Consider the following 23,144-nt stretch of genomic DNA (forward strand, 5'->3'; position numbering starts at 1 on the left):
TGATCGCCACGGCGGCCGCCGGGAGGCTGGACGCGCCACCACGACCCGACCCCCGCCTGGGAGGAAACGTGTACGTCACCCGTTCGCACGCCCTGACCGCCGACGCCGGAGCCGCCGACCTGCGGGACCGCCTCGAGGTCACCGACGCGCTGTACCGATTCGGGCTCGGCCAGGACCTCAAGGACCGGGCGCTGTTCGCCTCCGCGTTCGCCCCCGACGCCGTGCTGGACTTCCGCCCGGCCGCCTCGGCGTGGGGCGCCGAGCCGCCGCCGATGGCCGGGCGCGACACGATCGTCGACACGATCCTCGGCATGTTCGAGGGGCGCGTCGCCACCACCCACCAGGTCACCAACCCCCGCGTCGAGCTCGACGGCGACGACGCCCGGCTGACCGCGCTGGTGGAGGCCCAGCACCTGCTCGTCGCCGACCGCTCCGTGCACGCCCTGCTGAAGAACCTCTACGACGTCGACCTGGTCCGCGCCGGCGACGGGCCCGGCTGGGTGATGCGCCGCGTCGTCATCGACAACGTCTGGCTCACCGGCGACCCCGTCGCGATCTTCGGCTGACCCGCCTCACCCGCCCGCGGCGCCGTCCCCCTCGGCGTCGATCCCCTCGGCGTCGACGGCGGCGGCGATGCCGTCCAGGACCAGGGCCAGGCCGCCCTCGAACGCCTCCCGCGCCGCCCGCTCCAGGTACGGGACGTCCTCGTCCACGGCCAGGCCGCCCTCGGCGTCCAGCCACGCCACCAGCGGGAAGCACTCGGTGAACCCGGGCGCCAGCTCCTCCAGGGCCCCGGCGCGGCCGTACCACCACCGCTCCTCCGACATCCCGGTGTCGCGCACCGCCTGCCGCGACTCGGCGAGGGTCTGCGCCGCGCCGCGCACCACGCTCGACAGCGCCGACACCGCGCGCCGCACCCGCCGGGCCGGCAGCCCGGTACGGGCCAGCACGCCCAGCAGCGCCTCCAGCGCCCGGTACTCGTTCGGCCCGAGCACCGGGCGCGCCTGCGACACCTGGAGCATCCACGGGTGCCGCAGGTAGAACTCCCAGGAGTCCTGCGCCCAGCGCACCAGCGCCGCCCGCCAGCCGTCCGAGGCGTCGTAGCCGCCCGGCAGCTCTGCCAGCGCGCGGTCGTACATCAGGTCCACCAGCTCGGCCTTGCCCGGCACGTAGGTGTACAGGGCCATCGCCGTGCGGCCCAGGCGCTCGCCGACCGCGCGCATCGACAGCGCCGCCATCCCCTCGGCGTCGGCGACGGCGATCGCGGCGTCCACGATCACCTCCACGCTCAGCCCCGGCCGCGGCCCCGGCCCCCTCCGGGACGGCTCCGCGCCGCGCCACAGCAGGTCCATCGAGCGGCGCGGGTCGCCCTGCCCGGCGAAGACGACCAACGTGCATCTCCTTATGCCATAAACTGATCTGGATCGAGGATCTCTTTACGCTCTAAGATATCAAGCGAGTGAGGAAGCCCCCATGCCGCTCCAGCCGACGACCGCGCAGCCCGAGCCGCACGCCGGCGCGCTCCGGGCCGCCGACGCCCACGACGTCATCGAGGTCCGCGGCGCGCGGGAGAACAACCTCGCCGACGTCAGCCTCGACATCCCCAAGCGCCGCCTGACCGTGTTCACCGGCGTGTCCGGGTCGGGCAAGTCGTCCCTGGTGTTCGGCACCATCGCCGCCGAGTCCCGGCGCCTGATCAACGAGACCTACACCGCGTTCGTGCAGGGGTTCATGCCGAGCGTCGGCCGCCCCGACGTGGACGCGCTGCGCAACCTCAGCGCCGCGATCGTCGTCGACCAGGAGCGGATGGGCGCCAACTCCCGCTCCACCGTCGGGACCGCCACCGACGCCCACGCCATGCTGCGGATCGTCTTCAGCCGGCTCGGCGAACCGCACGCCGGCACCTCCTCGGCGTTCAGCTTCAACAACGCCGAGGGCATGTGCCCCGACTGCGAGGGCCTCGGCCGCGCCTCCCGCGTCGACCTGGACCGGCTCGTCGACCGAGACCTGTCCCTCAACGAGGGCGCCATCACCGTCCCGAACTTCGGCGTCGGGTCCTGGTACTGGAAGGTGATCGCCGACTCGGGGCTGTTCGACCCGGACGCCAAGCTGCGCGACTACACCCCCGCCCAGTGGGACGACCTGCTCCACAAGGCGCCCACGAAGATCAAGAGCAGCGGCATCAACACCACCTACGAGGGCCTGCTGGTCAAGGTCAAGCGGCTCTACCTGGACAAGGACACCGAGTCCCTGCAGCCCCACATCCGGGCGTTCGTCGAGCGCGCCGTCGCCTTCAGCGCGTGCGCCGCCTGCGGCGGAACCCGCCTCAACCCCGCCGCCCTCGCCAGCCGCATCGACGGGCTCAACATCGCCGACTGCGCCGCCATGCAGATCAGCGACCTCGCCGACTTCGTCCGCGGGATCGGCGCGCCGTCGGTCGCGCCGGTGCTGGCCACCCTGCAGGGCACCCTGGACTCCCTGGTCGAGATCGGCCTCGGCTACCTCAGCCTGGACCGCGAGTCCACCACCCTGTCGGGCGGCGAGGCCCAGCGCGTCAAGATGGTCCGCCACCTCGGCTCCAGCCTCAGCGACATCACCTACGTCTTCGACGAGCCCACCGCGGGCCTGCACCCCCACGACATCGCCCGCATGAACGACCTGCTGCTGCGCCTGCGCGACAAGGGCAACACCGTCCTGGTCGTCGAGCACAAGCCCGAGACCATCGCCATCGCCGACCACGTCGTCGACCTCGGCCCCGGCGCCGGCGCCGACGGCGGACGCGTCTGCTACACCGGCGACCTGGCCGGGCTCCGCGCCTCCGGCACCCTCACCGGACGCCACCTGGACCACCGCGCCCGGCTGCGCGACAAGGTCCGCGAGCCCTCGGGGCACCTGGCCGTCAAGGGCGCGGACCTGCACAACCTCAAGAACGTCGACACCGAGATCCCCCTCGGCGTCCTCACCGTCGTCACCGGCGTCGCCGGATCCGGCAAGAGCTCCCTCATCCACGGGTCCCTGCCCGGCCGCGACGGCGTCGTCGTGGTCGACCAGTCCCCGATCCGCGGGTCCCGCCGCAGCAACCCCGCCACCTACACCGGGCTGCTGGACCACGTCCGCACCGCGTTCGCCAAGGCCAACGGCGTCAAACCGGCCCTGTTCAGCGCCAACTCCGAAGGCGCCTGCCCCGCCTGCAAGGGCATCGGGCTGGTCTACACCGACCTGGCGATGATGGCCGGCGTCGCCTCGGTGTGCGAGGAGTGCGAGGGGCGCCGCTACACCGCCGAGGTCCTCACCTACACTCTGCGCGGCAAGGACATCAGCCAGGTCCTGGCCATGCGCGTCGCCGAGGCCCGCGAGTTCTTCACCGCCGGGCAGGCCCGCGCCGTCCTGGACCGCCTCGCCGACGTCGGCCTCGGCTACCTCGGGCTCGGGCAGCCCCTCACCACCCTGTCCGGCGGGGAGCGCCAGCGCCTCAAGCTCGCCATCCACATGGCCGAGAAGGCCGCCACCTACGTCCTGGACGAGCCCACCACCGGCCTGCACCTCGCCGACGTCGACCAGCTCCTGGCCCTGCTGGACCGCCTCGTCGACGCGGGCAACACCGTCATCGTCATCGAGCACCACCAGGCCGTCATGGCCCACGCCGACTGGATCATCGACCTCGGCCCGGGCGCCGGCCACGACGGCGGCCGTGTCGTGTTCACCGGCACGCCCGCCGACCTGGTCGCCGGCGCCGACACCCTCACCGCCCGCCACCTGCGCGAGTACCTCCACGGCGCCTGACCCCGCGCGGCCCGCCGGGCACCCCGGCGGGCCGCGCGGCGGGACGGGTCAGCGCGGCGCCGCCCGGCCCAGCACCTCCAGGTAGTGCGGGTTGGACATCACCCCCAGGACGTTGCCGAACGGGTCGACCACCGACGCGGTCGCGAACCCCGTCCCCTCGCCCCGCTCAGTGATCTTCTCGTGCTCCCGCGCGCCCATCGCCACCAGCCGCTCCACCGCCGCCTCCAGGTCGTCCACCTGCCAGTACATGATCGCTCCGCCCGGGCCCGCCGCCGGCCCTCCCGGACGGAACCGGGCGTCGACCAGCCCCAGTTCGTGCTCGTAGTCGCCCACCCGGAACTCGTAGTAGGCCGCACGGCCGTCCGGGCCGGCGACGTGGAAGTAGGGCCGCATCCCCAGCAGGTCGGCGTACCAGTCCTTGGCCGCCTCCATGTCGTCCGCCCAGAGGTTGATGGTGGCGAATCCCCGCAGCATGTCGTGCCTCCGATCACCGGGGACCGGACGGTCCGGCCCCGACGCCTCCGACGCTAGAGGGCCATTAGGTCACCCAACGTCCTATAGGCACGGCAGGATGGAGGACATGCGCGATCCCTCCGGGCGGCTGCTCCAGCTGCTGTCACTTTTGCAGACCCCCCGCGAATGGTCGGGCACCGAACTGGCCGAGCGCCTCGGCGTCACCACCCGCACCATCCGCCGCGACGTCGACCGCCTGCGCGAGCTCGGCTACCCCGTCCACGCCACCCACGGCAGCACCGGCGGCTACCGGCTCACCGCCGGCGCCGCGATGCCGCCGCTGCTGCTGGACGACGACGAGGCGACCGCCATCGCGATCGGCCTGCGCACCGCCGCCGCGGGCGCCGTCACCGGCATCGAGGACACCTCGCTGCGCGCCCTGGCCAAGCTCGAGCAGGTCCTGCCCCACCGCCTGCGGCACCGCGTCGCCGCCCTCACCGAGGCCGCCGTGCCCCTCCCCCCGCAGGACGGCGCCCCGCCCGCCGCCGACCCCGCCGTCCTGGCCCTGCTCGCCGCCGCCTGCCTCACCCGCGAGAAGACCCGCTTCACCTACACCGCCGCCGACGGCCGCAGCACCCGCCGCCTGGCCCAGCCGCACCGCCTGGTCACCGCGGGCCGCCGCTGGTACCTGGTCGCCCACGACGAGGACCGCGCCGCCTGGCGCACCTTCCGCGCCGACCGCATCACCGACCCGCACCGCACCGGCATGCGCGGCCCCGAACGCGACCTGCCCGGCGGCGCCGACGCCGCCTCCTGGGCCATGGACGCCCTGGCCGGCGGATCGGGGACGATCCGCGCCCGGCTGCTCCTGCACGCCCCCATCGAGCAGGCCGCCGAGCACGTCACCGCCTGGCAGGGCGTCCTGGAACCCGCCGACGACCGCACCTGCCTGCTGCACACCCGGTCGGACTTGATGCGCTTCCTCGCCTACCGCGTGACCCTGCTGCCCCTCGACTACACCCTGCTGGACCCGCCCGAACTCGCCGACCACCTGGCCGCCATCGCCGCCCGCGCCACCCGCGCCATCCGCCCCTTCACCACACCAGCGGCCCCCTGACCGCCAGGCCACCGCGGGGAGCCCCACCTGCGCTCCGGCGGTCGGGTGAGCCGGGCGGGCGGGTGTCAGGGGTCGCCGGGGGCGGCTTCGAGGGAGGTGTCGCCGAGGGACTCCAGGAGGGTCCGCAGGACGCCGGCCAGGTGGTCGCGGTCGGCCGGAGACAGCGCCGCCAGCAGGCGCTCCTCGTTGGCGGCGTGCAGGCCGACCACCGCGTCCACGATCTCCAGGCCGCGCGGCGTCAGCCGGATCCGCACCGACCGGCGGTCACCGGTGTCGCGCACCCGCTCCACCAGGCCCCTGGCCTCCATCCGGTCGATCCGGTTGGTGATCGCCCCCGAGGTGACCATCGCCGCCCGCAGCAGCGCTCCCGCCGTCAACTCGTAGGGGGCGCCGTGCCGGCGCAGCGTCGCCAGCACGTCGAACTCCCAACTCTCCAGCCCGTGCGCGGCGAAGAACTCCTTCAACTCCCGGCCGAGCAGCGACTGCGCCCGCGAGATGCGCCCCACCACGCCCATCGCCGACACGTCCAGGTCGGGACGCTCGCGGCCCCACTGCGCCAGGATCGCGTCCACCGCGTCCGCCATGTCCTGCCCTCCCGCCGCAATCTCAACGTTGAGATTATCAATCGGGCGCGGCCGAGGCGGGGACATGGCAGGCGACCCGCGCCCGACCCTCTGCCGCACGCCTACCGCCGGGCGAGCTTGCGGTAGTCGCGCAGCGTGATGTTCTCCGCGGCCTTACGGGCGATCTTGGCGGCCATGTTCTTCCCCGGCAGGTACGGCATGACCTTGTAGTAGCGGTTGAGGAACGTGGCCATGGCGCGGCTTCCGGGGACCATGAGCTTGGCGACGCCGTTGCCCATCTTCTGGCAGCCCACCGCGTACTCGCGCATCTCCTCCTCGTACCGCCCGAACGCGACACGGTGGTCGCCGCCCGCCACGGCCAGCTCGCCCGCCAGCACGTACGCGCCGACCAGAGCGAGCCCCGACCCCATGCCCGACAGGGAGGAGGGGCAGTACGCGGCGTCGCCGAGCAGCGCGACCCGGCCGCGCGACCAGGCGTCCATGCGGACCTGGCCGACCGAGTCGAAGTAGAAGTCGGGCGCGTACCGCATGTCCTGCAGCAACCGGTCGCTCTGCCAGCCGTTGCCGGTGAAGGTCTCGGCGAGGACGGCCTGCTGCCCCGCCACGTCGCGGCGGTCCAGGTCCAGCTGCGGCGAGGCGAAGTAGAAGACGGCCTTGGCCTCGGCGTTGTGGCGGGCGCTGTACATCGCGACGAGCCTGCCCGCGGTGCGGTAGGCGTGCCCGGTGTGGTCCAGGCCTAGGTGGTTGGCCGTGGTGAAGATCGCGCAGTTGACGCCGAGGTGCTTCACGAACCGCTCCTCCGGCCCGAACACCAGGCGGCGGGTGTTGGAGTGCAGCCCGTCCGCGCCGATCACCAGGTCGAACCGGCGCGGCGCGCCCCGCTCGAAGGTCACCTCCACGCCGTCGGCGTCCTCGGTGAGCGAGGCGATGGAGTCGCCGAAGACGTACTCGGTGTGCTGCCTGGTCGCGTCGTACAGGATCCTGGCCAGGTCGCCCCGGAGGATCTCGATGTCCCCGGCGAACAGGTCGGCGGGCATCTTGGCCTGCTCCTTGCCCGCGCTGTTGACGTACGACATGGAGCCCACGCCGGTACGGGCGCGCTCCAGGTCGGCCAGGATGCCCATGCGGCGCAGGACCGTCAGGTGGGCCTCGCCGCGGAAGTCGACGGCGTAGCCGCCGTCGCGGAGGGCGGGGGCGCGTTCCACGATGGTGGCCTGGAAGCCGTGCCGGTGGAGCCAGTAGGCGAGCGCGGGGCCGGCGACGGAGGCGCCGGAGATCAGTACCTTGAGGTTCGTCATGACCCAGAGCTTCCAAGGGGGCGCTCACCGCGGGCTCACCGTGCGCTCACCGCGCCCACGGTCACCGCAGTGAAGTCACCGTGCTCAGCACCGTGTCCACGACCTCTTCGGGCAGCCCCAGCATCCGCAGCACCTCCGAGGCGGACGTCCCCATCCCGTCCGCGGCCGCGGCGGCCTCCCGGTAGCGCCCGCGCGCCTCGGCGCCGTGGCCGCGGGCGTCGGCGACGCGCCCCAGCCCGATGAGCGTCCGCAGCCGGGGCCCGAGGCTCTTGATCCAGTGCGGGTCGATCCGCTCCAGCGCCTCCGCGTACAGCCGTTCGGCCTCGGCCAGGTCGCCCTCCCCCAGCGCGATGTCGCCGAGGCCGCGCAGGGCGGCCGCCAGGTAGGTGGAGCTGCCGGCGCGGCGGGCGAGCACGGCGGCCCGCGCGTAGTCGGCACGGGCCAGCGCAGCGTCGTCGCCGGCGCGGTGGTCACCGCGGTTGACCAGCAGGTCGGCGCTGTCCTCCAGGGCGCCGAGCTGCTCGGTGAGCACGAGGGCCTCGTCGGTCAGCGCGACCGCCCGCCCCCGGTCGCCGCGGGCGGCCGCCGCTCCGGCGAGCGTGTCCAGGGCCAGCGCGCTCCCCCACCGGTCGCCGAGCGAACGGAACCCCCGCAGGGCCTCGCCGAAGGCGTGCTCGGCCCCCGCCGGGTCCCCCTCGCCGAGGCGTCCGAACCCCGACACGTAGTGGGCGGCGGCCCGCGCCCACGGCTCGGCGCAGTCGCGCTGGGACGAGACGAGCGCGAACGCGCCCTCCGGGTCGGGTCCGTTGGCGTTCCGCATCATCCACAGCAGCAGGACGACCGGGTAGCGGCCCGGCCGGTCGCCGGGCCACGCGGCCGCCAGCGCCTTCGCCGCCGCAGCGCGATGCCGCTGCCACATCTCCTGCCCCGCGTCGCCCGACGCCGACGCCGACGCGGCGAGCAGCGCGCACGCCGCGTACTCCTCGCCGAGCCCGGCGGGGACCGCCTCGCCCACCCGCGCGAGCAGCGCGGTCGCCTGCGGCGCGGCCGACGCGGACGCGCCCCGGATCCACAGGTAGGTGAACGCCGAGGCGAGCAGTTCGAAGGCGAGCCCGGTCTCCGCCTCCTCGACCGCCCAGTGCAGCGCCGCCACGAGGTCGCCGTGCTCGGCGGCCACGACGGGCAGCCACTCCAGCTGCTCGGCCCGCCGCAGATGCGGATCGGCCTCCCGCACCAGCTCCAGGACGCGCCGGGCGTGGCCGCGCCGCACCGACGCGCGCTCGCCCGCCGCGTCGAGAAGCTCGCCGCCGTACGCGCGGATCGTCTCCAGCATCCGGTAGCGGCCGCCGGCGAACTCCAGCAGCGACTTGTCGACCAGCGACTCCAGCGTCTCACCGTCGGTGCCGCACACCCGCATCGCCGACTCCGCCGTCGCGCCCCCGGCGAAGACCGCGAACCGCCGCGCCGCCCGCTGCTCGGGCTCGGAGAGCAGGTCCCAGCTCCACGCGACCACCGAGCGCAGCGTGCGATGCCGCTCGTCGGCCGTGCGGTTGCCGCGTGAGGCGACGCCGAGGAGATCGTCCAGCCGTCCGGCGAGGTCGCCGGCCTCCAGGGTGCGCGACCGCGCGGCCGCGAGCTCGATGGCCAGCGGCAGGTCGTCGAGCGCCGCGCATATCCGCCGCAGCAGCCCGGGGTCGGCGGTGAAGCCCCGCCGCACGGCGCGGGCCCGCTCGGTGAACAGCCGCACGGCCGCGTCGGCGTCGAGCGGCCGCACCTGGACCAGGTGCTCGCCGATGATGCCGAGCGGCTCGCGGCTCGTGGCCAGCACGCGCAGCCGCGGGCAGGTCGCCAGCAGCCGCGCCGCCAGCTTCGCGACCTCGTCGACGACGTGCTCGCAGTTGTCCAGGACGAGCAGCAGCACCTGGTCCGACAGCGCCGCGATCAGGCGGTCGACCGGCGCCTTCGCGCCGCCGTCCATCTGGAGGCCGTTCTCGCGCAGGCCGAGCGCGCCCAGCAGGGCCTGCGGCAGCCCGGCTCCGTCGCGCAGCGGGGCCAGCTCCACGAAGCACACCTCACCGGCCGCGCCCTCGGCGTCCGCCGCCTCGGCGCCGGCGACCTCGACCGACAGCCGGGTCTTGCCGACGCCGCCGGGCCCCGTCAGGGTGACCAGCCGGGCCACCCGCAGCAGCCCCGCGACCTCCGCCACCTCGCCGGAGCGGCCCACGAAGCTCGTCAGCTGGGCGGGCGGCGCGGCGGGCGCCGGCGCCGGATCGGCGCTGAGCAGTTCCCGGTGCAGCGCGGCCAGCTCGGCCGACGGGTCGGCGCCCAGCTCGTCGGCCAGCCGCCGGCGGATCTCCTCGAACACCACCAGCGCCTCCGCCTGCCCGCCCGCGGCGAACAGCGCCCGCATCAGCAGCCCCGCCAGCCGCTCCCGGAGCGGATGGCGGCCGACCAGCTCGCGCAGCTCGGCTACGACCGCGCCCTGCTCGCCGAGCCGGAGCGCGGCCTCGATGCGGTCCTCGACCGCCCCGAGCCGCTGCTCCTCCAGCCGTGCGGCGGCGGACCGGGCCGTCTCGCTGTCGGGCAGCTCGGCCAGCGCCGGTCCCCGCCACAGCTCCAGGGCCTCGCGCAGGAGGGCGAGCGCCCGTCCGGCGTCGCCGCCGGCCAGCGCCGCCCGGCCCGCCCCGGCCAGCCGCTCGAACCGGCAGGCGTCCACGTCGTCCGGATCGACCGCGATGCGGTAGCCCGCTCCGGCCCGTTCGATCACCGCGCCGCCGCCCAGCGCCGTGCGGAGCCTGGAGACCTGGGACTGCAGGGAATGCGCCGACAGCGCTCCGGCCGGATCGACCTCCTCGACCAGCCGGTCCGACGAGACGACCTCTCCGGGGCGCACCAGCAGCAGGGCCAGCAGCGCCCGCCGGGCCGGACCGCCAAGCGGGACCTCGCCGCCGTCGCCGCGCCACGCCCTGGTCTCGCCGAGGATCCCGAACCGCATGCCGGCGATTATCCACCGGCGGACGATCAAGGAGCGATCGGACCGAGGAACGTCCCGCCCGAGACGTCGACGGTCTGGCCGGTCACCCACCGGCCCTGCGGGCCCGCCAGGAACCCGACGACGTCCGCGACGTCCTCGGGCTCGCCCAGCCGCCCCAGCGCGGTGATCGACTCCAGCCCGGCGACCACCTCGGGGATCGAGGTGTAGCCCGCGGTCATGTCGGTGCGCACCGCGCCGGGCGCGACGGTGTTCACCGTGATGCCGCGCCGTCCGAGCTCGTTGGCCAGCGACGGCGCCATCGACTCCAGCGCCGCCTTGCTGATCGTGTAGCCGATCTGGGTGGTGACCGCGAACCGGCTGGCCGTCGAGCCCATGTTGATGATGCGGCCGCCGTCGTTCAGCAGCGCCAGCGCGCGCTGGATCACGAAGAACGGGATGGCGACGTTGACCTCCAGCAGCCTGCCGAGCTCCGCCGGGGTGACCTGCGCGATCGGGGTGGTCGAGGCGATGCCCGCGTTGTTGACCAGGATGTCCAGCCCGGCTCCATCCCGCCCGGCCTGGGCCAGGCCTGCGGCCAGTTCGTCGAACAGCCGGTCCACCGCGCCGTCCTCGCCGAACCGCGCCCGGACCGCGAACGCGCGGCCGCCCGCCTCCTCGATCCGCGCCACGGTCTGCTTGGCCGCCTCCTCGTTGCCGCCGTAGTGGACGGCGACCAGCGCGCCCTCGGCCGCCAGCCGAAGCGCGACCGCTCGGCCGATGCCCCGCGAGCCGCCCGTCACCAAAGCCGTCCTGCCGGTCAGAACGTTCATCGTCGCTCCCTGTCCATTGGCCGGTCCGCGGCGGATCCGGCAATGGACCAACGGTCGCGAGGCGGGCTCACCGGATGCTCACCGCGAACTCACCGCGCCACGTCGACGCCGGTCAGTTCCCTTCCGCTGGACCTGTGACCCGCGTGGCCATGGAGCTTCTCCGAGGCCGTGACGGTCCCGCCCGTAAATGGTTTGTCCGCGGAGGGCGGGCACCGGGATGCTCTGCGGAAAGGGCGACGGAAAGGAAACCCGCGCCGTGGCCGTCACCAGCCTCTCCGGGGCCGAACCGGAAGTCCGCACGAAGGCCGGCGTCCTGCGCGGGGTCCGGGAGGCGGGCACGGCGGTCTTCCGCGGCGTCCCGTTCGCCGAACCGCCGGCCGGCGCCCTGCGCTTCGCCGCGCCGCAGCCGGTGCGCGGCTGGGACGGCGTGCGCCCGGCGGTCGCGTACGGCCCGCCGCCCCCGCAGTCCGGCATGCTCGCGCAGCCCCCGGAGACCACCGGCGACGACTGGCTGACGCTCAACATCTGGACACCGGAACCGGATCCGGCGGCGAAGCTGCCGGTGATGGTGTGGATCCCCGGCGGCGGCTACATCACGGGCAACGCGGGCCTCCCGGAGTACGACGCCGGCAACCTGGCCCGGAGCGGCACCGTGGTCGTGTCCCTCAACTACCGCCTCGGCGTCGAGGGCTTCGCGCAGATCGACGGAGCCCCGGCCAACCGGGGGCTGCTCGACCAGGTCGCGGCCCTGCGGTGGGTCCAGGACGACATCCGGGCCTTCGGCGGCGACCCCGACCGGGTCACGGTCTTCGGGCAGTCGGCGGGCGGCGGATCGGTCGCCGCGCTGCTCGCCATGCCGCGCGCCGCGGGCCTCTTCCGCCGGGCGGTCGCGCAGAGCGTGCCGGGCACGTTCTTCTCCCCCGAACTGGCCGCCGACATCGCCGCCGCCTGCGCCGCCGAAGTGGGAGCGCGCCCCACGGCGGCCGGGCTGTCGGCCGTCGCCCCGGACCGGCTGCCCGCCGCGGGCGACGCGCTCTCAGCCGAGATCGGCCGGTGGCGGGAGCGGTGGGGGCCGATCACGCACCGGCCGATCCCGTTCGCGCCGGTCGTCGACGGCGACGTCCTGCCCGCGACCCCCTGGCAGGCCCTGGCGGACGGCGCCGCCCGGGACGTCGAACTCCTCGTCGGGCACACCCGTGACGAGCACCGGCTGTTCAGCCTGATCGACGGCGTGCTCGGACAGGTCACCCACGAGCAGACCGAGACCGCGCTGCGCCTGCTCGCCCCCGGCCCGGACGGCGCGCGACGGTACCGGGAGGCGTTCCCGGCGGCGACCGACGAGGAACTGTACGAACTGGTCAACGCCGACTGGCTGTTCCGCATGCCGAGCCTCCGCCTCGCCGACGCGCAGATCGCCGGCGGCGGCCGGGCCCACCTCTACGAACTCACCTGGCCCGCCCCGGGAGCGGGCGGGGGCCTCGGCGCCTGCCACGGCCTGGACGTGCCGCTCGTCTTCGGCAACCTGACCAGCGGGCGGCCCGCCATGCTGATCGGTGACCCGCCCTTCCCCGAGGCGGAGGAGCTGTCCGCGCGGATCCGCTCGGCATGGACGGCGTTCGCCGCTCACGGCGACCCGGGCTGGCCCCGGTACGACGCCGACCACCGCCGCACGCAGCTCTTCGACACCCGGCCGATGACCGCGGCCTACCCCGAAGAGGCCTCGCGGCTGCTTTGGCAGGACCACGCCTTCCCGGCGCTCTCCCTGCTCACGCAGTAGCGGTCGTCAACGGCCCGTCCGCAACCACTCCGGGACGCTCCCGAACCCCCAGAGCCGGGACGAGCCCGTTTGACGTCCGCAGTAGATAACCGCTATCTATTGGCTAGCCGTTAGGGGGATGCATGCAGGACGCAGTGCTGGCGATGCTCGCGAAGGAGCCGTCGCACGGCTACCGCCTGCGCGAGCGGCTGCGGCGCGATCTCGGGCCGCTGGGACGGTCGATGAACGCGGGCCAGATCTACGTGACCCTGGCCCGGCTGGAGCGGGCGGGACTGGTGGTCTGCGAGCGGGCGGACGGGCTGCCGGACCGGCCCGACCGCAAGGTGTACGCGCTGACCCCGGCCGGACAGCAGCGGGTGGCCGCGTGGCTCGCCGAGGTCGACTGGCCGAAGCCGGATCTGGCGGAGTTCCACCTCAAGCTCGCCGCGGCGGCCGCCGCCCGGCTCGCCGATCCGGTGGAGCTGGTGGACGCGCAGCGCCGTGAGCTGATGCGCCGCTTGGGCGAGGCGCAGCGCGCGTCGCTGGCCGAGCAGGACGGCTCCACCGCCGGCCTGCTGCTGGAAGGAGTCGCGCTGCGGCTGCAGGCGGACCTGCGCTGGTTGGAGGCCTGCGAGCGGGTCTGGTCGCGGCGCGGAGATGAAACCGAGGATGTATGAACGAGTTCGGCGGTGTGCTGCAGGTCCGCGACCTCACCAAGGAGCACGGCCAGGGGCAGAGCCTGGTCCGCGCGGTCGACGGAATAGACCTGGACGTACCGGCGGGGCAGACGCTGGCGGTGATGGGGCCCAGCGGCTGTGGGAAGTCCACCCTGCTGCACCTGCTCGGCGGCCTCGAACGGCCGACCGCCGGCCAGGTGTGGCTGGCCGGACGGCGCATCGACACCGTGGACGAACGCGGCCTGGCCCGGCTGCGGCGCCGGTCGGTCGGGTTCGTCTTCCAGGCCTTCCACCTGATCGAGGAGCTGTCGGCGGCGGAGAACGTGGAGCTGCCCGCACTCCTGGCCGGACGCTCGGCGCGCGCTGCCAGGCGCCGCGCGGCCGTCCTGCTGGAGCGGTTCGGCCTCGCCGACCGCGCCCGGCACCTGCCCTGGCAGCTGTCGGGGGGACAGCGCCAGCGGGTGGCCATCGCCCGCGCCATGGCCAACGAGCCCCGGGTCCTGCTGGCCGACGAGCCGACCGGGAACCTGGACACCGCGGCGACGCGCGACGTGCTGAGGATCTTCGCGGACCTGCGCGCCGCGGGGCAGACCCTCGTGATCGTCACGCATGACGAGCGCGTCGCGGCCACCGCGGACCGGCTGGTCTCGATGCGCGACGGGACGTTCATCGACGACACCCGGCTGGCGGGCGGCACCGGACGCCTCGACGGCCTGATCGGACTCGACGGCTGAACGCCGCGGTCCGCTTCACGCGGCGGTGGTCGCAGGCGAGGTGGCGCGGCTGGGACGACGGTCCTGCGCGGCGCCCGGTCGGTCGCGTGGCGCTGGAGAGTGGGAGTCAACGCACTCCCTCCATTTTCAACTTATAGCGGAGCAGGGGGCTTGCGGCAAGACCCCGGTCGTGCCGCAGAATCGTCGGCCGAGGCCGGTACCTGCGTGAACGGGGAAGCGACCCGGGCGCGTCGACGCGCGGGCGGGGGCGCCTTCGCGCGCCGCCGGCGAGGCCCGCACCGCGTCCGCGGGGAGTCGGCGCGCGCGGGAGAGCCGAGCCGGCGGGACGGCCGGGAACCGCTCTGGTGAATGGGGATTCATGATCGACGTGATCGTGGTCGGCGGCGGGCCGACCGGCTTGATGCTCGCCTGCGAGCTGCGCCTGCACGGGGTGCGCGTGCTCGTGCTGGAGAAGGACGAGGAGCCGCCCCCGTTCGTGCGAGCGCTCGGCCTGCATGTGCGCAGCATCGAGGTGATGGACCAGCGCGGCCTGCTGGAGCGGTTCCTCGCGCACGGCCGCAAGCACCCGCTCGGCGGCTTCTTCGCCGGCATCAGGAAGCCCGCGCCCGAGGGGCTCGACACCGCGCACGCCTACGTCCTCGGCATCCCGCAGCCCGTCACCGACCGGCTGCTGGCCGAGCGCGCCGCCGAGCTCGGTGCCGAGGTGCGGCGCGGCCACGAGGTGGTCGGCGTGGGCCAGGACGAGCACGGGGCGACCGCCGAGCTGGCCGACGGGACGCGGCTGCGCTCGCGCTACCTCGTCGGCTGCGACGGCGGACGCAGCACGGTCCGCAGGCTCCTTGGCGTCGGCTTCCCCGGCGAGCCCTCCCGGGTCGAGACGCTTCTGGGCGAGATGGAGGTGACCGCGCCGCCCGAGACGCTGGCCTCCGTGATGGCCGAAGTCCAGAAGACCCAGAGGCGGTTCGGCCTCATGCCCGTCGGGGACGGGGTCCACCGCGTCGTCGTCCCCGCCGAGGGGGTGGCCGAGGACCGGTCGGTGCCGCCGACGCTCGAGGACTTCAAGCGGCAGCTGCGGGCGGTCGGCGGCACCGACTTCGGCGTCCACTCCCCGCGCTGGCTGTCCCGCTTCGGCGACGCCACGAGGCTGGCCGAGCGCTACCGGGTCGGCCGGGTGCTGCTGGCAGGGGACGCGGCGCACGTCCACCCGCCGGTGGGCGGGCAGGGCCTCAACCTCGGCATCCAGGACGCGTTCAACCTCGGCTGGAAACTCGCCGCCGAGGTCGGCGGCTGGGCGCCGGAGGGGCTGCTGGACAGCTACCAAACCGAGCGTCACCCCGTGGCCGCCGACGTGCTGGACAACACCCGCGCGCAGATGGAGCTGCTGTCCACCGAGCCGGGTCCTCGCGCCGTGCGCGGGCTGCTGTCGCAGCTGATGGACTTCGACGAGGTGAACCGGTACCTCACCGAGAAGATCATCGCGATCGGGATCCGCTACGACCTCGGCGACGGGCATCCGCTCGTCGGCCGCCGGCTGCGGGACGTCGAGCTGAAGCAGTGCCGCCTCTACGAGCTGACGCACGGCGGCCGCGGGCTGCTGCTCGACCAGACCGGCCGGCTCTCGGCGGCGGGCTGGGCGGACCGGGTGGACCACGTCGTCGACACCGGCGAGGACCTCGGGGTCCCCGCTGTGCTGCTGCGGCCGGACGGCCACGTCGCGTGGGTCGGCGACGACCAGACGGAACTGCTCGACCACCTGCCCAGGTGGTTCGGCGCCCCCGCCGACTGAGCGCGCGCAGGGCGCGGCGCCGTCTCGGACTTCGCGCACGCGCCCTGGGCGGGCCACCTGCCCGCGTCCACGCGGCCCGCCCGGTCGCGGCTCCAGGCGCCGGTCCCGGGACGCTCAGGCGTCGACGGCCGGCTTGAGCACTTCCCGGCACCACTGGCGGAAGCCGGTGGGCGTCGTGGCCTGCGGGGTGCGCGGCTGCGCGTTGTAGATGCCCCGGTCGACGGCGTCCGCCATGGCCACGGCACCCCGCGCCCACGCCTCGCTCATCCCGTGCTGCACGAGGGCCGCCTTGTGGGCTTCGCCGGGGATCTGCTGGTAGCGGACGGGCCGCTCCAGCACCTCGGACATGATCTGCGCCATGTCGTTGTGGGACAGGTCCTCCGGGCCGAGGAGCGGGACGTCCTCCTGCCCGGTCCAGGAGGCGTCGAGGAGCAGCCCGGCCGCGGCGGCCGCGATGTCCCGCGTGGCGCATGTCGGGATCTTGCGGTCGCCGGAGAGCGAGGAGAAGAACACGCCCCGGCTCTTCAGGGACTCGACCTGCCAGAGCATGTTCTCCATGAATCCCGGCGGGCACAGGGAGCGGTAGTGCACGCCCGTGCTCTCGATCAGGTCGTCCATGGCGAACACCGCCGAGATCTGACCGGCGTTCCGGGCCGTCCCCCGGCCCAGGCTCGAAAGCCCGATCACTCGCTCGACGCCTTGGCCGACGACCGCCTCGCACAGCGGCTCGACGAAGTCCAGCATGTGTCTCGGGAGGCTCTGGGCGCGGGGGTTCGGAGGCACGATCCACAGGACGCAGTCCGCGCCCGCGAACGCCTTGCTGACGACGCCGACGTCGTCCGTCGCGCCCTGGACGACCTCGACGCGTTCGCGCACCCGCGCGGGCAGGCGCGAGGGGTCGCGGGCGATCACCCGGACGGGGCGGTCGCCGTCGTCGAGGACGCCTTCGAGGACCTGGCGGCCGATCTGGCCGGTGGGAGTGGTGATGACGAGCACGGGACCTCCAGTACCGCACCGAGATTAACCGGAACCGGAATCCCGGTTCCTGTTTGCGCCTGCACAGTACCGGAATTACGCTTCCGCTTGTCAAGCCATGACCGAGAACCCACGGCCCCTGCGCGCCGACGCACGCCGCAACCGCGAGCGGATCATGAGGTCCGCCGGCGAGCTGTTCGCTCGCCTGGGCCACCGTGCCCAGATGGAGGACATCGCCGCGCACTGCGGCCTCGGCATGGGCACCCTCTACCGCCACTTCCCCAACAAGAAGGCGCTGCTGACCGCCATCGTCCAGGAGCGCTTCCACGGCATGACCGGCCTGGCCCGCGCGGCGGAGGAGATCGACGATCCGGCCGAGGCCCTGGAGGCGGTCCTGCGCGGCTACCTGGAGGCCGCGAACGGCGACGCCGGCTTCCAACTGGCGCTCATGGGCTCCGACGAGCCGCAGTGGGAGGACGTCCTGCGGCAGAAGGCCGAGTTCGCCGAGGCCGTCGCCCGCATCATCGACCACGCGGTCGCGTCCGGGCGGGTCCGGAAGGACCTCACCTTCGGCGACTTCACGATGCTCGCCAACGGCGTGATCGCCACCATGTACTTCAAGCCCGGCGGCCACGCCGACTGGCGCCGCCACCTGCAGATCGTGCTCGACGGCATCCGCACCGGCACTCCCCGCTGACGCCGCTCGCTGCAGCCCCTCTGCCCACGTCGCGGGGCGGGCGTCAGGTGGTGAGGTCGGCCTCCGGGTCCGGCACCGCCAAGGCCCAGGTCCCCATGGCGTCCAGGACGTCGCGCAGCCCCTCGCCGAGCGGGGTCAGCGCGTACTCGACGCGCGGCGGGATCTCCGCGTAGCTCGTTCGGGTGACGATGCCGTGCCGCTCGAACTGGCGCAGCCTGCTGGTCAGGGTGTGGGGGCTGATGCCGGGCAGGGCCTCGCGCAGCTGGTTGAACCGGTGCGGGCCCTTCAGGAGCTCACGCACGATCAGGGTGGCCCACGGCCCGTTCAGCAGCACGAGAAACCGGGCGACGCCGCACTCGGGGAGGCAGGGATCAGACACATTTCCGACCGTAACCCATTAGTGCAGTTGATGTAACTGGTGCAGTGCATGCACTAATAGCCCCATGACCTACGTGATCCATGGCGCCACCGGCGCCCAGGGCGCCCCCGTCGTCGCCGCTCTCGCCTCCGCCGGCAAGGCCGTGACCGCGGTGAGCCGCGACGAGCATGCCGTCGTAAACGGCGCGCGCGTCGTCTCCGCCGCCTACTCCTCCCCCGCCGACCTGACCGAGGCCTACCGGGGCGCCGCAGGAGTCTTCGTCCACCTGCCGGTGGCCGCGGAAGAGGACCGCCGACTCTTCGCGGACAACATCCTGACCGCCGTCCGCGCCGCCCAGCCGGGCCGCGTCGTGTTCTCCACCAGCGGCTTCCCGATCGATCCCGCCATCGGCGGTGCCGCCGCGGCCCTGGCCGCCGGCCTGGCCGACAGCGGCGTGTCCCACGCGGTGGTCGCGCCCGAGCTGTACCTGGAGAACCTGCTCATGCCCTTCGTCCTCGGCTCGATCCGCGAGCGCGGCGTGCTGCCCTACCCGATCCGGGCCGACTTCCCCGTCTCCTGGGCGTCGCACCTGGACATCGCCGACGCCGTCGCCGCCCTGTTCGACCGCCCGGACCTCGCCGGCGCGGTCTCGGTCGGCCAGTACCCGGCGATCACGGGGCCGGACCTGGCCGAGGCGTTCGGCGCCCGGCTGGGGCGGGACGTGGTCTTCGAACCGATCACTCCCGAGGAGATGCGCACCTCGGTCGCGCCTCTGCTCGGGGAGGGCCCGGCCGCCGGCATCGCGGAGGCCTACCGGATGATGAGCACCATGGCGGGCCGCTCCATCACGCCGGAGACCTCCGCCCAGAAGCTGCTGGGCCTCCACCCCCGAACCACGAGCCAGTGGCTGGCCGACGTCGGCCTCTGACCGCGACCGCTGCCGGATCCGGTCGGTAGGCAAGGCGTGGCGCGCTCCTTGTCCGTCCTTGGACGCTTGCCCGCACAGAACGGCCGGCAGCTGACCCGAGCCTCCACGGCCGGCTTGAGGCCACTGGCCGTTCGGCTGCTGCTCAAGCCCCGATCAGTGCTGGTCGGAGACATGCACCGGCGCGTTCCGCCGACCCTGATCAGACCTCTTTCGAGGACCCGCCGCCGGACGGTTCGCCGCTGCCGTCCGCGGCGGGCGGGGCGGGCTGCGGTATGGACCGGGCGTGCTCGGCGCGGATGGCGCGTTCGAGGTGGGCGGTGGCGGCCTCGCGGGCGGCGTCGCGTTCCGCGGTCAGCGCGTCGATCCGCGCCTGCAAGCGGGTGGTCTGGACGAGCAGGTTCTCGCGGGCGGTGTCGCGTTCTCCGATCGCGCGCTCGACGGCCTCATGGGCACGCGTGTCGGCGGCCTGGGCAGCCTGTTCAGCGACGGTGAGAGCGGCTCGCAGTCGGGCGAGCTCGCTGTGCGCCGTTTCCAACTGTTCGGTGGTCGCGCCGAGGGCGCCCTGGGCCTCGGTGAGGCGACCGCTTGCCTGGTCGAGCCGGGTGCGCAGGTCCTGCTCACGCACCCGAGCATGGTCGGCGGCACTCTGCGCCTGGTCCTGGACGTCTTCCAGGCGGCGGCCGACCCGGTCGAGCTCGCCCCGGGCCTGAGTGAGGTCGTGTTCTGTGGATCGCAGGCGTTCGTGGACGTCCCCGAGTTGGTCCTGCAGCGTGCGGGCGGTCTCCTCGGCGGCCTGCCGAGCCGTGGTCTCGGCCTGGGCGGTGGCGCGCGCGGCGCGGGCGACCTCGTCGGCGGCCTCGGCGCGCTCCTCGGCGCGCCGGCGGGCGTCGTCGGCGGCCGCGGCCGCGGCGCGGGCTGCGTCGTGGCCCTGCTCGGCACGGCGGCGGGCCTCGTCGGCGGTGCGGGCGCGCTCCTCGGCCCCGGCCGCCTGCTGCTCCAGCGCGGTGTTGCGGTCGACGACGGTGGCGACGATCTCCTCGATGCGCTCGGCGGCCTGCGTCTCCCGGGCGGCGCGGGCGCGGGCGTCGGCCGCCATGCCGGTGAGCACCGCGCGCAGTGCGGCCAGGGGCTCCTTGACCGCGGCGGCGGACGGGCTGCGGCCCGCGGCGTGCGCCTCGGCCTGGCAGTCCTTGACCGTGCGGCCGTCGGCATCGCGTTCGGCGGGGCAGTACTCCGGCCGCCGGCCGCGGGTCTTGGGCGGCCGCGGCAGCGGGGTGTCGCAGTGCTTGCACCGGCCCCACGGCGCGTCCGGATCCGCGCCGGCCGGAAGCCGCCGCCCGGAGGGGGCCTCCTGAGCACCGCCCGGCTCCCCCGCCGGTGCGCCGCCGAGTCCCCCGTCCGGCGTTCGCGCGCCATCCGCATCAGCAGTCGCCACCGTCTCGTCCTCCCGTCTCGGCGCTTCCCGTCACCTGGCCGTCCCAGCACGGCGCTCGCCGGTCGGTCCCTCCACAGAAGCACCGGGACCGGCACCCGCGAGGACCTCGCGTCGATCATGTCAGAAATCTTGTAGCAAGAAATAGAAACGTGCCGATGTATTTCTTGGAGACGAAATGAGATCAGCGCATAATCCGGGTTATGCGCTAGGCTGCCAGCGTGATCAATGAGGACGCTCAAGACCTGCTCGAAGGTGTGGTGCTGCCGTCCACCGGGCCGGCGCCCGCAGACGCCTCGGTGCGGGAAGCGCGTCCCCTCCCCGGGTCAGGAGAGGCGGAGGGCGCCGCTCCCCCACCCGCTTCCGCAGGCCGATCCGCAGCGGGGATGGCGAGAGCGGAGGCCGGAACGTTGGCGCGCCCGGCCACCCCGCTGGCCGCTGACGCGCTGGCCAAGCTGGACGCCGACCTGGGGCAGGTGCAGGTCGCCCGGATCGGCGGTCGGCGGATCCACCGGCGACGCATCGAACTGCTGGCAGAGGCGTGCACGCCGCAGACGTTCGCGCTGGTGCTGGACTGGCTGAGCAGTACTCGCCGCGGCTCGGCCGCCACCAAGCGCACCTACGCCGACGATCTGCGCCGGGTCTGGGCGCCGCTGGCCCGCGAGCTCGGCCACGACGCGTTCTTCGTCGGCTGCCTCACCCGCGAGCATGTGCGGATGTGGCGGCTGCGCCAGGAGGCCGCCGGTGTCGCGGCGCGCAGCATCGGCCGCTACGTCGCCTGCCTGTCCTCCCTGCACTCCTACGCCGCCGGGCGGATGGACCCGCCGCCCGCCAATCCGGTCACCCAGGACGACCGGCCCCGCGTCACCGCCGAGCGCACCGCGGGATCCACCCCGGTGCTGGAGGTCGAGCAGGTCCGCGCGGTGGCCGCGTGCGCGACCGGCGAGCTGGACCTGCTGGTGGTGATGCTGCTGTACAGCCTGGCCGGACGGGTCACCGAGCTGTGCGCCGCCGACGTGACCGACCTCGTCCGCGACGGCGACCGCAGCGCCCTGTCCGTCATCCGCAAGGGAGGCAAGCGTCGGACGATGCCGCTCCCGCGGCGCTGCGCCGACCTGCTGCACCGGCACATCGGCGCACGCACCCGCGGGCCGCTGCTGCTGGACGCCAAGGGAGACCGGCTGGACCGGCACGACATCGACCGCATCACCACCCGGCTCGGCCGCGCCGCCGGCGTGCTGCCCGGCCGGGACCTCACCCCGCACGTGTGGCGCGCCTCGCGCATCACCCACATGCTCGACGCCGGAGTCCCGCTCGCCGAGGTGCAGGAGTTCGCCGACCACGTCGACCCCGCCACCACCGTCGGCTACTGGGAGCGCCGCACCAAGCACCTGCGCGCGACCGCGCACGCCGACCAGGCCGCCGGCCTCTTCGACGACCTCCCCGCCTCCGGCCACTGACCGTCCAGGCCAGGTGCGAACGGAGAACAGACTTCATGGAGCCGCCCGCAGCACTGGCTGCACGGGAGCCCCCGCCTCTAAAGTCGGGTCGGACGTCTCCGACGAATGGAGCGCGCATGGTCAGTGACGACGGCGGTGTGGCTCCCGATCCCATGACGCGAGCACGTGAGAAGGCGGCGGCCTCCATGAGCGTCGCCGCCGGCGCCTGGGTGGACGCTCTGGACGACCACCAGTTGTCCTTCGCGGTCCTGCCCTCCCCACTCGACTCGACCGCGGAGACGGAGCGGCTGCGGTGGTTCTTCACCCCGACCGATCACGGCGGACTCGCCGTCCGTGACCAGAATGCCCACCAGCAGAGCTTGGCCATGCAGTTGGTCGCCACCGGACTGTCGGCTGAAGGCTTCGCCGCCGTCGCCACGGTGATGGGCCTGGAGAACATCCTGGACCAGGTCGAGGGGTGGGGGTCCCGCTGGGGCCGCCGGCGCGGACGCGACCCCGGCCTGTACTGGCTCAGGCTCTTCGGCCGTCCGGGGGCCGAAGTCTGGGGCTGGCGGTTCGGCGGCCACCACATCTCCCTGAACTATCTGATCATCGCCGACCGGCTCGTTGCCACGACTCCCTGTTTCATCGGGGCCGACCCTGCCAGGACCGAATTCCTGGGAAGCACCCTTCGGCCCCTCCAAGGGGCCGAAGACGCAGGACGCGAACTGCTCTCGACCTTCCGCGCGCCCCAGCTTCGGCAAGCGCTGCTCCACACCTCCGCGATGTCCAACATCGTTTCCGGCAACAGGCCGCGAGTCCGCCACGGCGACACGATGATGCACCTTCAAGACCTGTGGCGCGGACGATTCCCGGACCCCGAGCTGGACGCACTCGTCAACGACATCGACCGCCGGGCGGAAGCGAACAGCGGATACACCCAGGCCGACCACGCGCAGGTGGCGATCACCATCCCGTCCAAGGGGATCAGCGCACGGGATCTGGACGACGAACAACGCCACCTGCTGCGGCGGCTCCTCACCCGCTACACCGGCAGGGCTCCACAGGACCTCGCCGCGGCGCACCGCGCCCATCACGCCCGGGACTCCGTGCTCGATGAGGTCCATTTCGGCTGGGCCGGCGGCACCGACGAGGGTGAACCGCACTACTACCGAGTCCAGGGCCCGAACATCCTCATCGAGTACAACAACACTCAGCGGGACGGCAACCACGCCCACTCGGTGTGGCGCGACCTGCACTCGGACTTCGGGCTGTGTGAACTGGCCGAGCACCGAGCACGCATTCTCCCCCACTGACGTACCG

General features: G+C 73.9%; 20 protein-coding genes. 11 read left to right on the plus strand and 9 right to left on the minus strand.

Going from position 1 to position 23,144, the window contains the following annotated elements; all coding sequences use genetic code 11:
- The first annotated feature begins 68 nt into the window (after positions 1–68).
- Entirely contained in the window at positions 69–566 is a 498-nt protein-coding gene (locus K4S16_RS09220) for a nuclear transport factor 2 family protein (protein ID WP_149258428.1), read from the plus strand.
- 6 nt (positions 567–572) lie between these two features.
- Here K4S16_RS09220 and K4S16_RS09225 read toward each other — a convergent pair whose 3' ends face one another.
- Positions 573–1,391, minus strand: a complete 819-nt coding sequence (locus tag K4S16_RS09225) for a TetR/AcrR family transcriptional regulator C-terminal domain-containing protein (protein ID WP_149258429.1) — start codon at positions 1,389–1,391, stop codon at positions 573–575.
- Positions 1,392–1,473: 82 nt separating this feature from the next.
- On the opposite strand from K4S16_RS09225, the gene K4S16_RS09230 reads away from it, so the two are divergent.
- Positions 1,474–3,783, plus strand: coding sequence for an excinuclease ABC subunit UvrA (locus K4S16_RS09230; protein ID WP_149258430.1), 2,310 nt, complete (start codon positions 1,474–1,476; stop codon positions 3,781–3,783).
- A 48-nt stretch (positions 3,784–3,831) separates the two neighbouring features.
- On the opposite strand, the gene K4S16_RS09235 is transcribed toward K4S16_RS09230, so the two are convergent.
- Positions 3,832–4,257 (minus strand): VOC family protein, encoded by a 426-nt coding sequence (locus tag K4S16_RS09235; protein WP_149258431.1) that lies wholly within the window; start codon positions 4,255–4,257, stop codon positions 3,832–3,834.
- A 106-nt stretch (positions 4,258–4,363) separates the two neighbouring features.
- Here K4S16_RS09235 and K4S16_RS09240 point away from each other — a divergent pair, with 106 nt between their 5' ends.
- Positions 4,364–5,353: a YafY family protein gene (locus tag K4S16_RS09240; RefSeq protein WP_149258432.1), complete on the plus strand. Its 990-nt coding sequence runs from the start codon at positions 4,364–4,366 to the stop codon at positions 5,351–5,353.
- 65 nt (positions 5,354–5,418) lie between these two features.
- On the opposite strand, the gene K4S16_RS09245 is transcribed toward K4S16_RS09240, so the two are convergent.
- The 4 genes from K4S16_RS09245 to K4S16_RS09260 form a co-directional block, all read right to left on the minus strand.
- A complete protein-coding gene (locus tag K4S16_RS09245; RefSeq protein ID WP_149258433.1) occupies positions 5,419–5,937 on the minus strand; it encodes a MarR family winged helix-turn-helix transcriptional regulator in 519 nt (172 codons plus the stop codon).
- Between the two features lie 101 nt (positions 5,938–6,038).
- Positions 6,039–7,235, minus strand: coding sequence for an FAD-dependent monooxygenase (locus tag K4S16_RS09250; RefSeq protein ID WP_149258434.1), 1,197 nt, complete (start codon positions 7,233–7,235; stop codon positions 6,039–6,041).
- 61 nt (positions 7,236–7,296) lie between these two features.
- Positions 7,297–10,230 (minus strand): BTAD domain-containing putative transcriptional regulator, encoded by a 2,934-nt coding sequence (locus tag K4S16_RS09255; RefSeq protein ID WP_149258435.1) that lies wholly within the window; start codon positions 10,228–10,230, stop codon positions 7,297–7,299.
- A 26-nt stretch (positions 10,231–10,256) separates the two neighbouring features.
- On the minus strand, positions 10,257–11,039 hold the full coding sequence (locus K4S16_RS09260) for an SDR family NAD(P)-dependent oxidoreductase (RefSeq protein ID WP_149258436.1): 783 nt from the start codon (positions 11,037–11,039) through the stop codon (positions 10,257–10,259).
- A 256-nt stretch (positions 11,040–11,295) separates the two neighbouring features.
- Between K4S16_RS09260 and K4S16_RS09265 the strand changes: the two genes are divergently transcribed.
- The 4 genes from K4S16_RS09265 (at position 11,296) to rox (ending at position 15,992) form a co-directional block, all read left to right on the plus strand.
- Positions 11,296–12,816, plus strand: a complete 1,521-nt coding sequence (locus K4S16_RS09265) for a carboxylesterase/lipase family protein (protein WP_235036672.1) — start codon at positions 11,296–11,298, stop codon at positions 12,814–12,816.
- 122 nt (positions 12,817–12,938) lie between these two features.
- Positions 12,939–13,472 (plus strand): PadR family transcriptional regulator, encoded by a 534-nt coding sequence (locus K4S16_RS09270; protein ID WP_149258438.1) that lies wholly within the window; start codon positions 12,939–12,941, stop codon positions 13,470–13,472.
- Entirely contained in the window at positions 13,469–14,206 is a 738-nt protein-coding gene (locus tag K4S16_RS09275; RefSeq protein WP_149258439.1) for an ABC transporter ATP-binding protein, read from the plus strand. Before K4S16_RS09270 ends, K4S16_RS09275 begins: the two co-directional genes overlap by 4 nt.
- A gap of 358 nt (positions 14,207–14,564) precedes the next feature.
- Entirely contained in the window at positions 14,565–15,992 is a 1,428-nt protein-coding gene (rox, locus tag K4S16_RS09280; RefSeq protein WP_149258440.1) for a rifampin monooxygenase, read from the plus strand.
- Between the two features lie 114 nt (positions 15,993–16,106).
- Here rox and K4S16_RS09285 read toward each other — a convergent pair whose 3' ends face one another.
- The gene (locus tag K4S16_RS09285; RefSeq protein ID WP_149258441.1) at positions 16,107–16,988 is read right to left on the minus strand and encodes an NAD(P)H-binding protein; all 882 of its coding nucleotides are present in this window, start codon (positions 16,986–16,988) and stop codon (positions 16,107–16,109) included.
- Positions 16,989–17,085: 97 nt separating this feature from the next.
- Here K4S16_RS09285 and K4S16_RS09290 point away from each other — a divergent pair, with 97 nt between their 5' ends.
- The gene (locus K4S16_RS09290; RefSeq protein WP_149258442.1) at positions 17,086–17,664 is read left to right on the plus strand and encodes a TetR/AcrR family transcriptional regulator; all 579 of its coding nucleotides are present in this window, start codon (positions 17,086–17,088) and stop codon (positions 17,662–17,664) included.
- A 43-nt stretch (positions 17,665–17,707) separates the two neighbouring features.
- Here K4S16_RS09290 and K4S16_RS09295 read toward each other — a convergent pair whose 3' ends face one another.
- Positions 17,708–18,043 (minus strand): helix-turn-helix domain-containing protein, encoded by a 336-nt coding sequence (locus tag K4S16_RS09295; protein ID WP_149258443.1) that lies wholly within the window; start codon positions 18,041–18,043, stop codon positions 17,708–17,710.
- 64 nt (positions 18,044–18,107) lie between these two features.
- Between K4S16_RS09295 and K4S16_RS09300 the strand changes: the two genes are divergently transcribed.
- On the plus strand, positions 18,108–18,950 hold the full coding sequence (locus tag K4S16_RS09300; protein WP_149258444.1) for an SDR family oxidoreductase: 843 nt from the start codon (positions 18,108–18,110) through the stop codon (positions 18,948–18,950).
- Between the two features lie 199 nt (positions 18,951–19,149).
- On the opposite strand, the gene K4S16_RS09305 is transcribed toward K4S16_RS09300, so the two are convergent.
- Positions 19,150–20,385, minus strand: coding sequence for a hypothetical protein (locus tag K4S16_RS09305; RefSeq protein WP_149258445.1), 1,236 nt, complete (start codon positions 20,383–20,385; stop codon positions 19,150–19,152).
- Positions 20,386–20,768: 383 nt separating this feature from the next.
- On the opposite strand from K4S16_RS09305, the gene K4S16_RS09310 reads away from it, so the two are divergent.
- Positions 20,769–21,842, plus strand: coding sequence for a tyrosine-type recombinase/integrase (locus K4S16_RS09310; protein WP_149258446.1), 1,074 nt, complete (start codon positions 20,769–20,771; stop codon positions 21,840–21,842).
- 116 nt (positions 21,843–21,958) lie between these two features.
- The gene (locus K4S16_RS09315) at positions 21,959–23,137 is read left to right on the plus strand and encodes a DUF3500 domain-containing protein (protein ID WP_200841763.1); all 1,179 of its coding nucleotides are present in this window, start codon (positions 21,959–21,961) and stop codon (positions 23,135–23,137) included.
- Positions 23,138–23,144: the final 7 nt, after the last annotated feature.

The sequence above is a fragment of the Actinomadura sp. K4S16 genome, assembly GCF_008327685.1.
Taxonomy (GTDB): Bacteria; Actinomycetota; Actinomycetes; order Streptosporangiales; family Streptosporangiaceae; genus Spirillospora.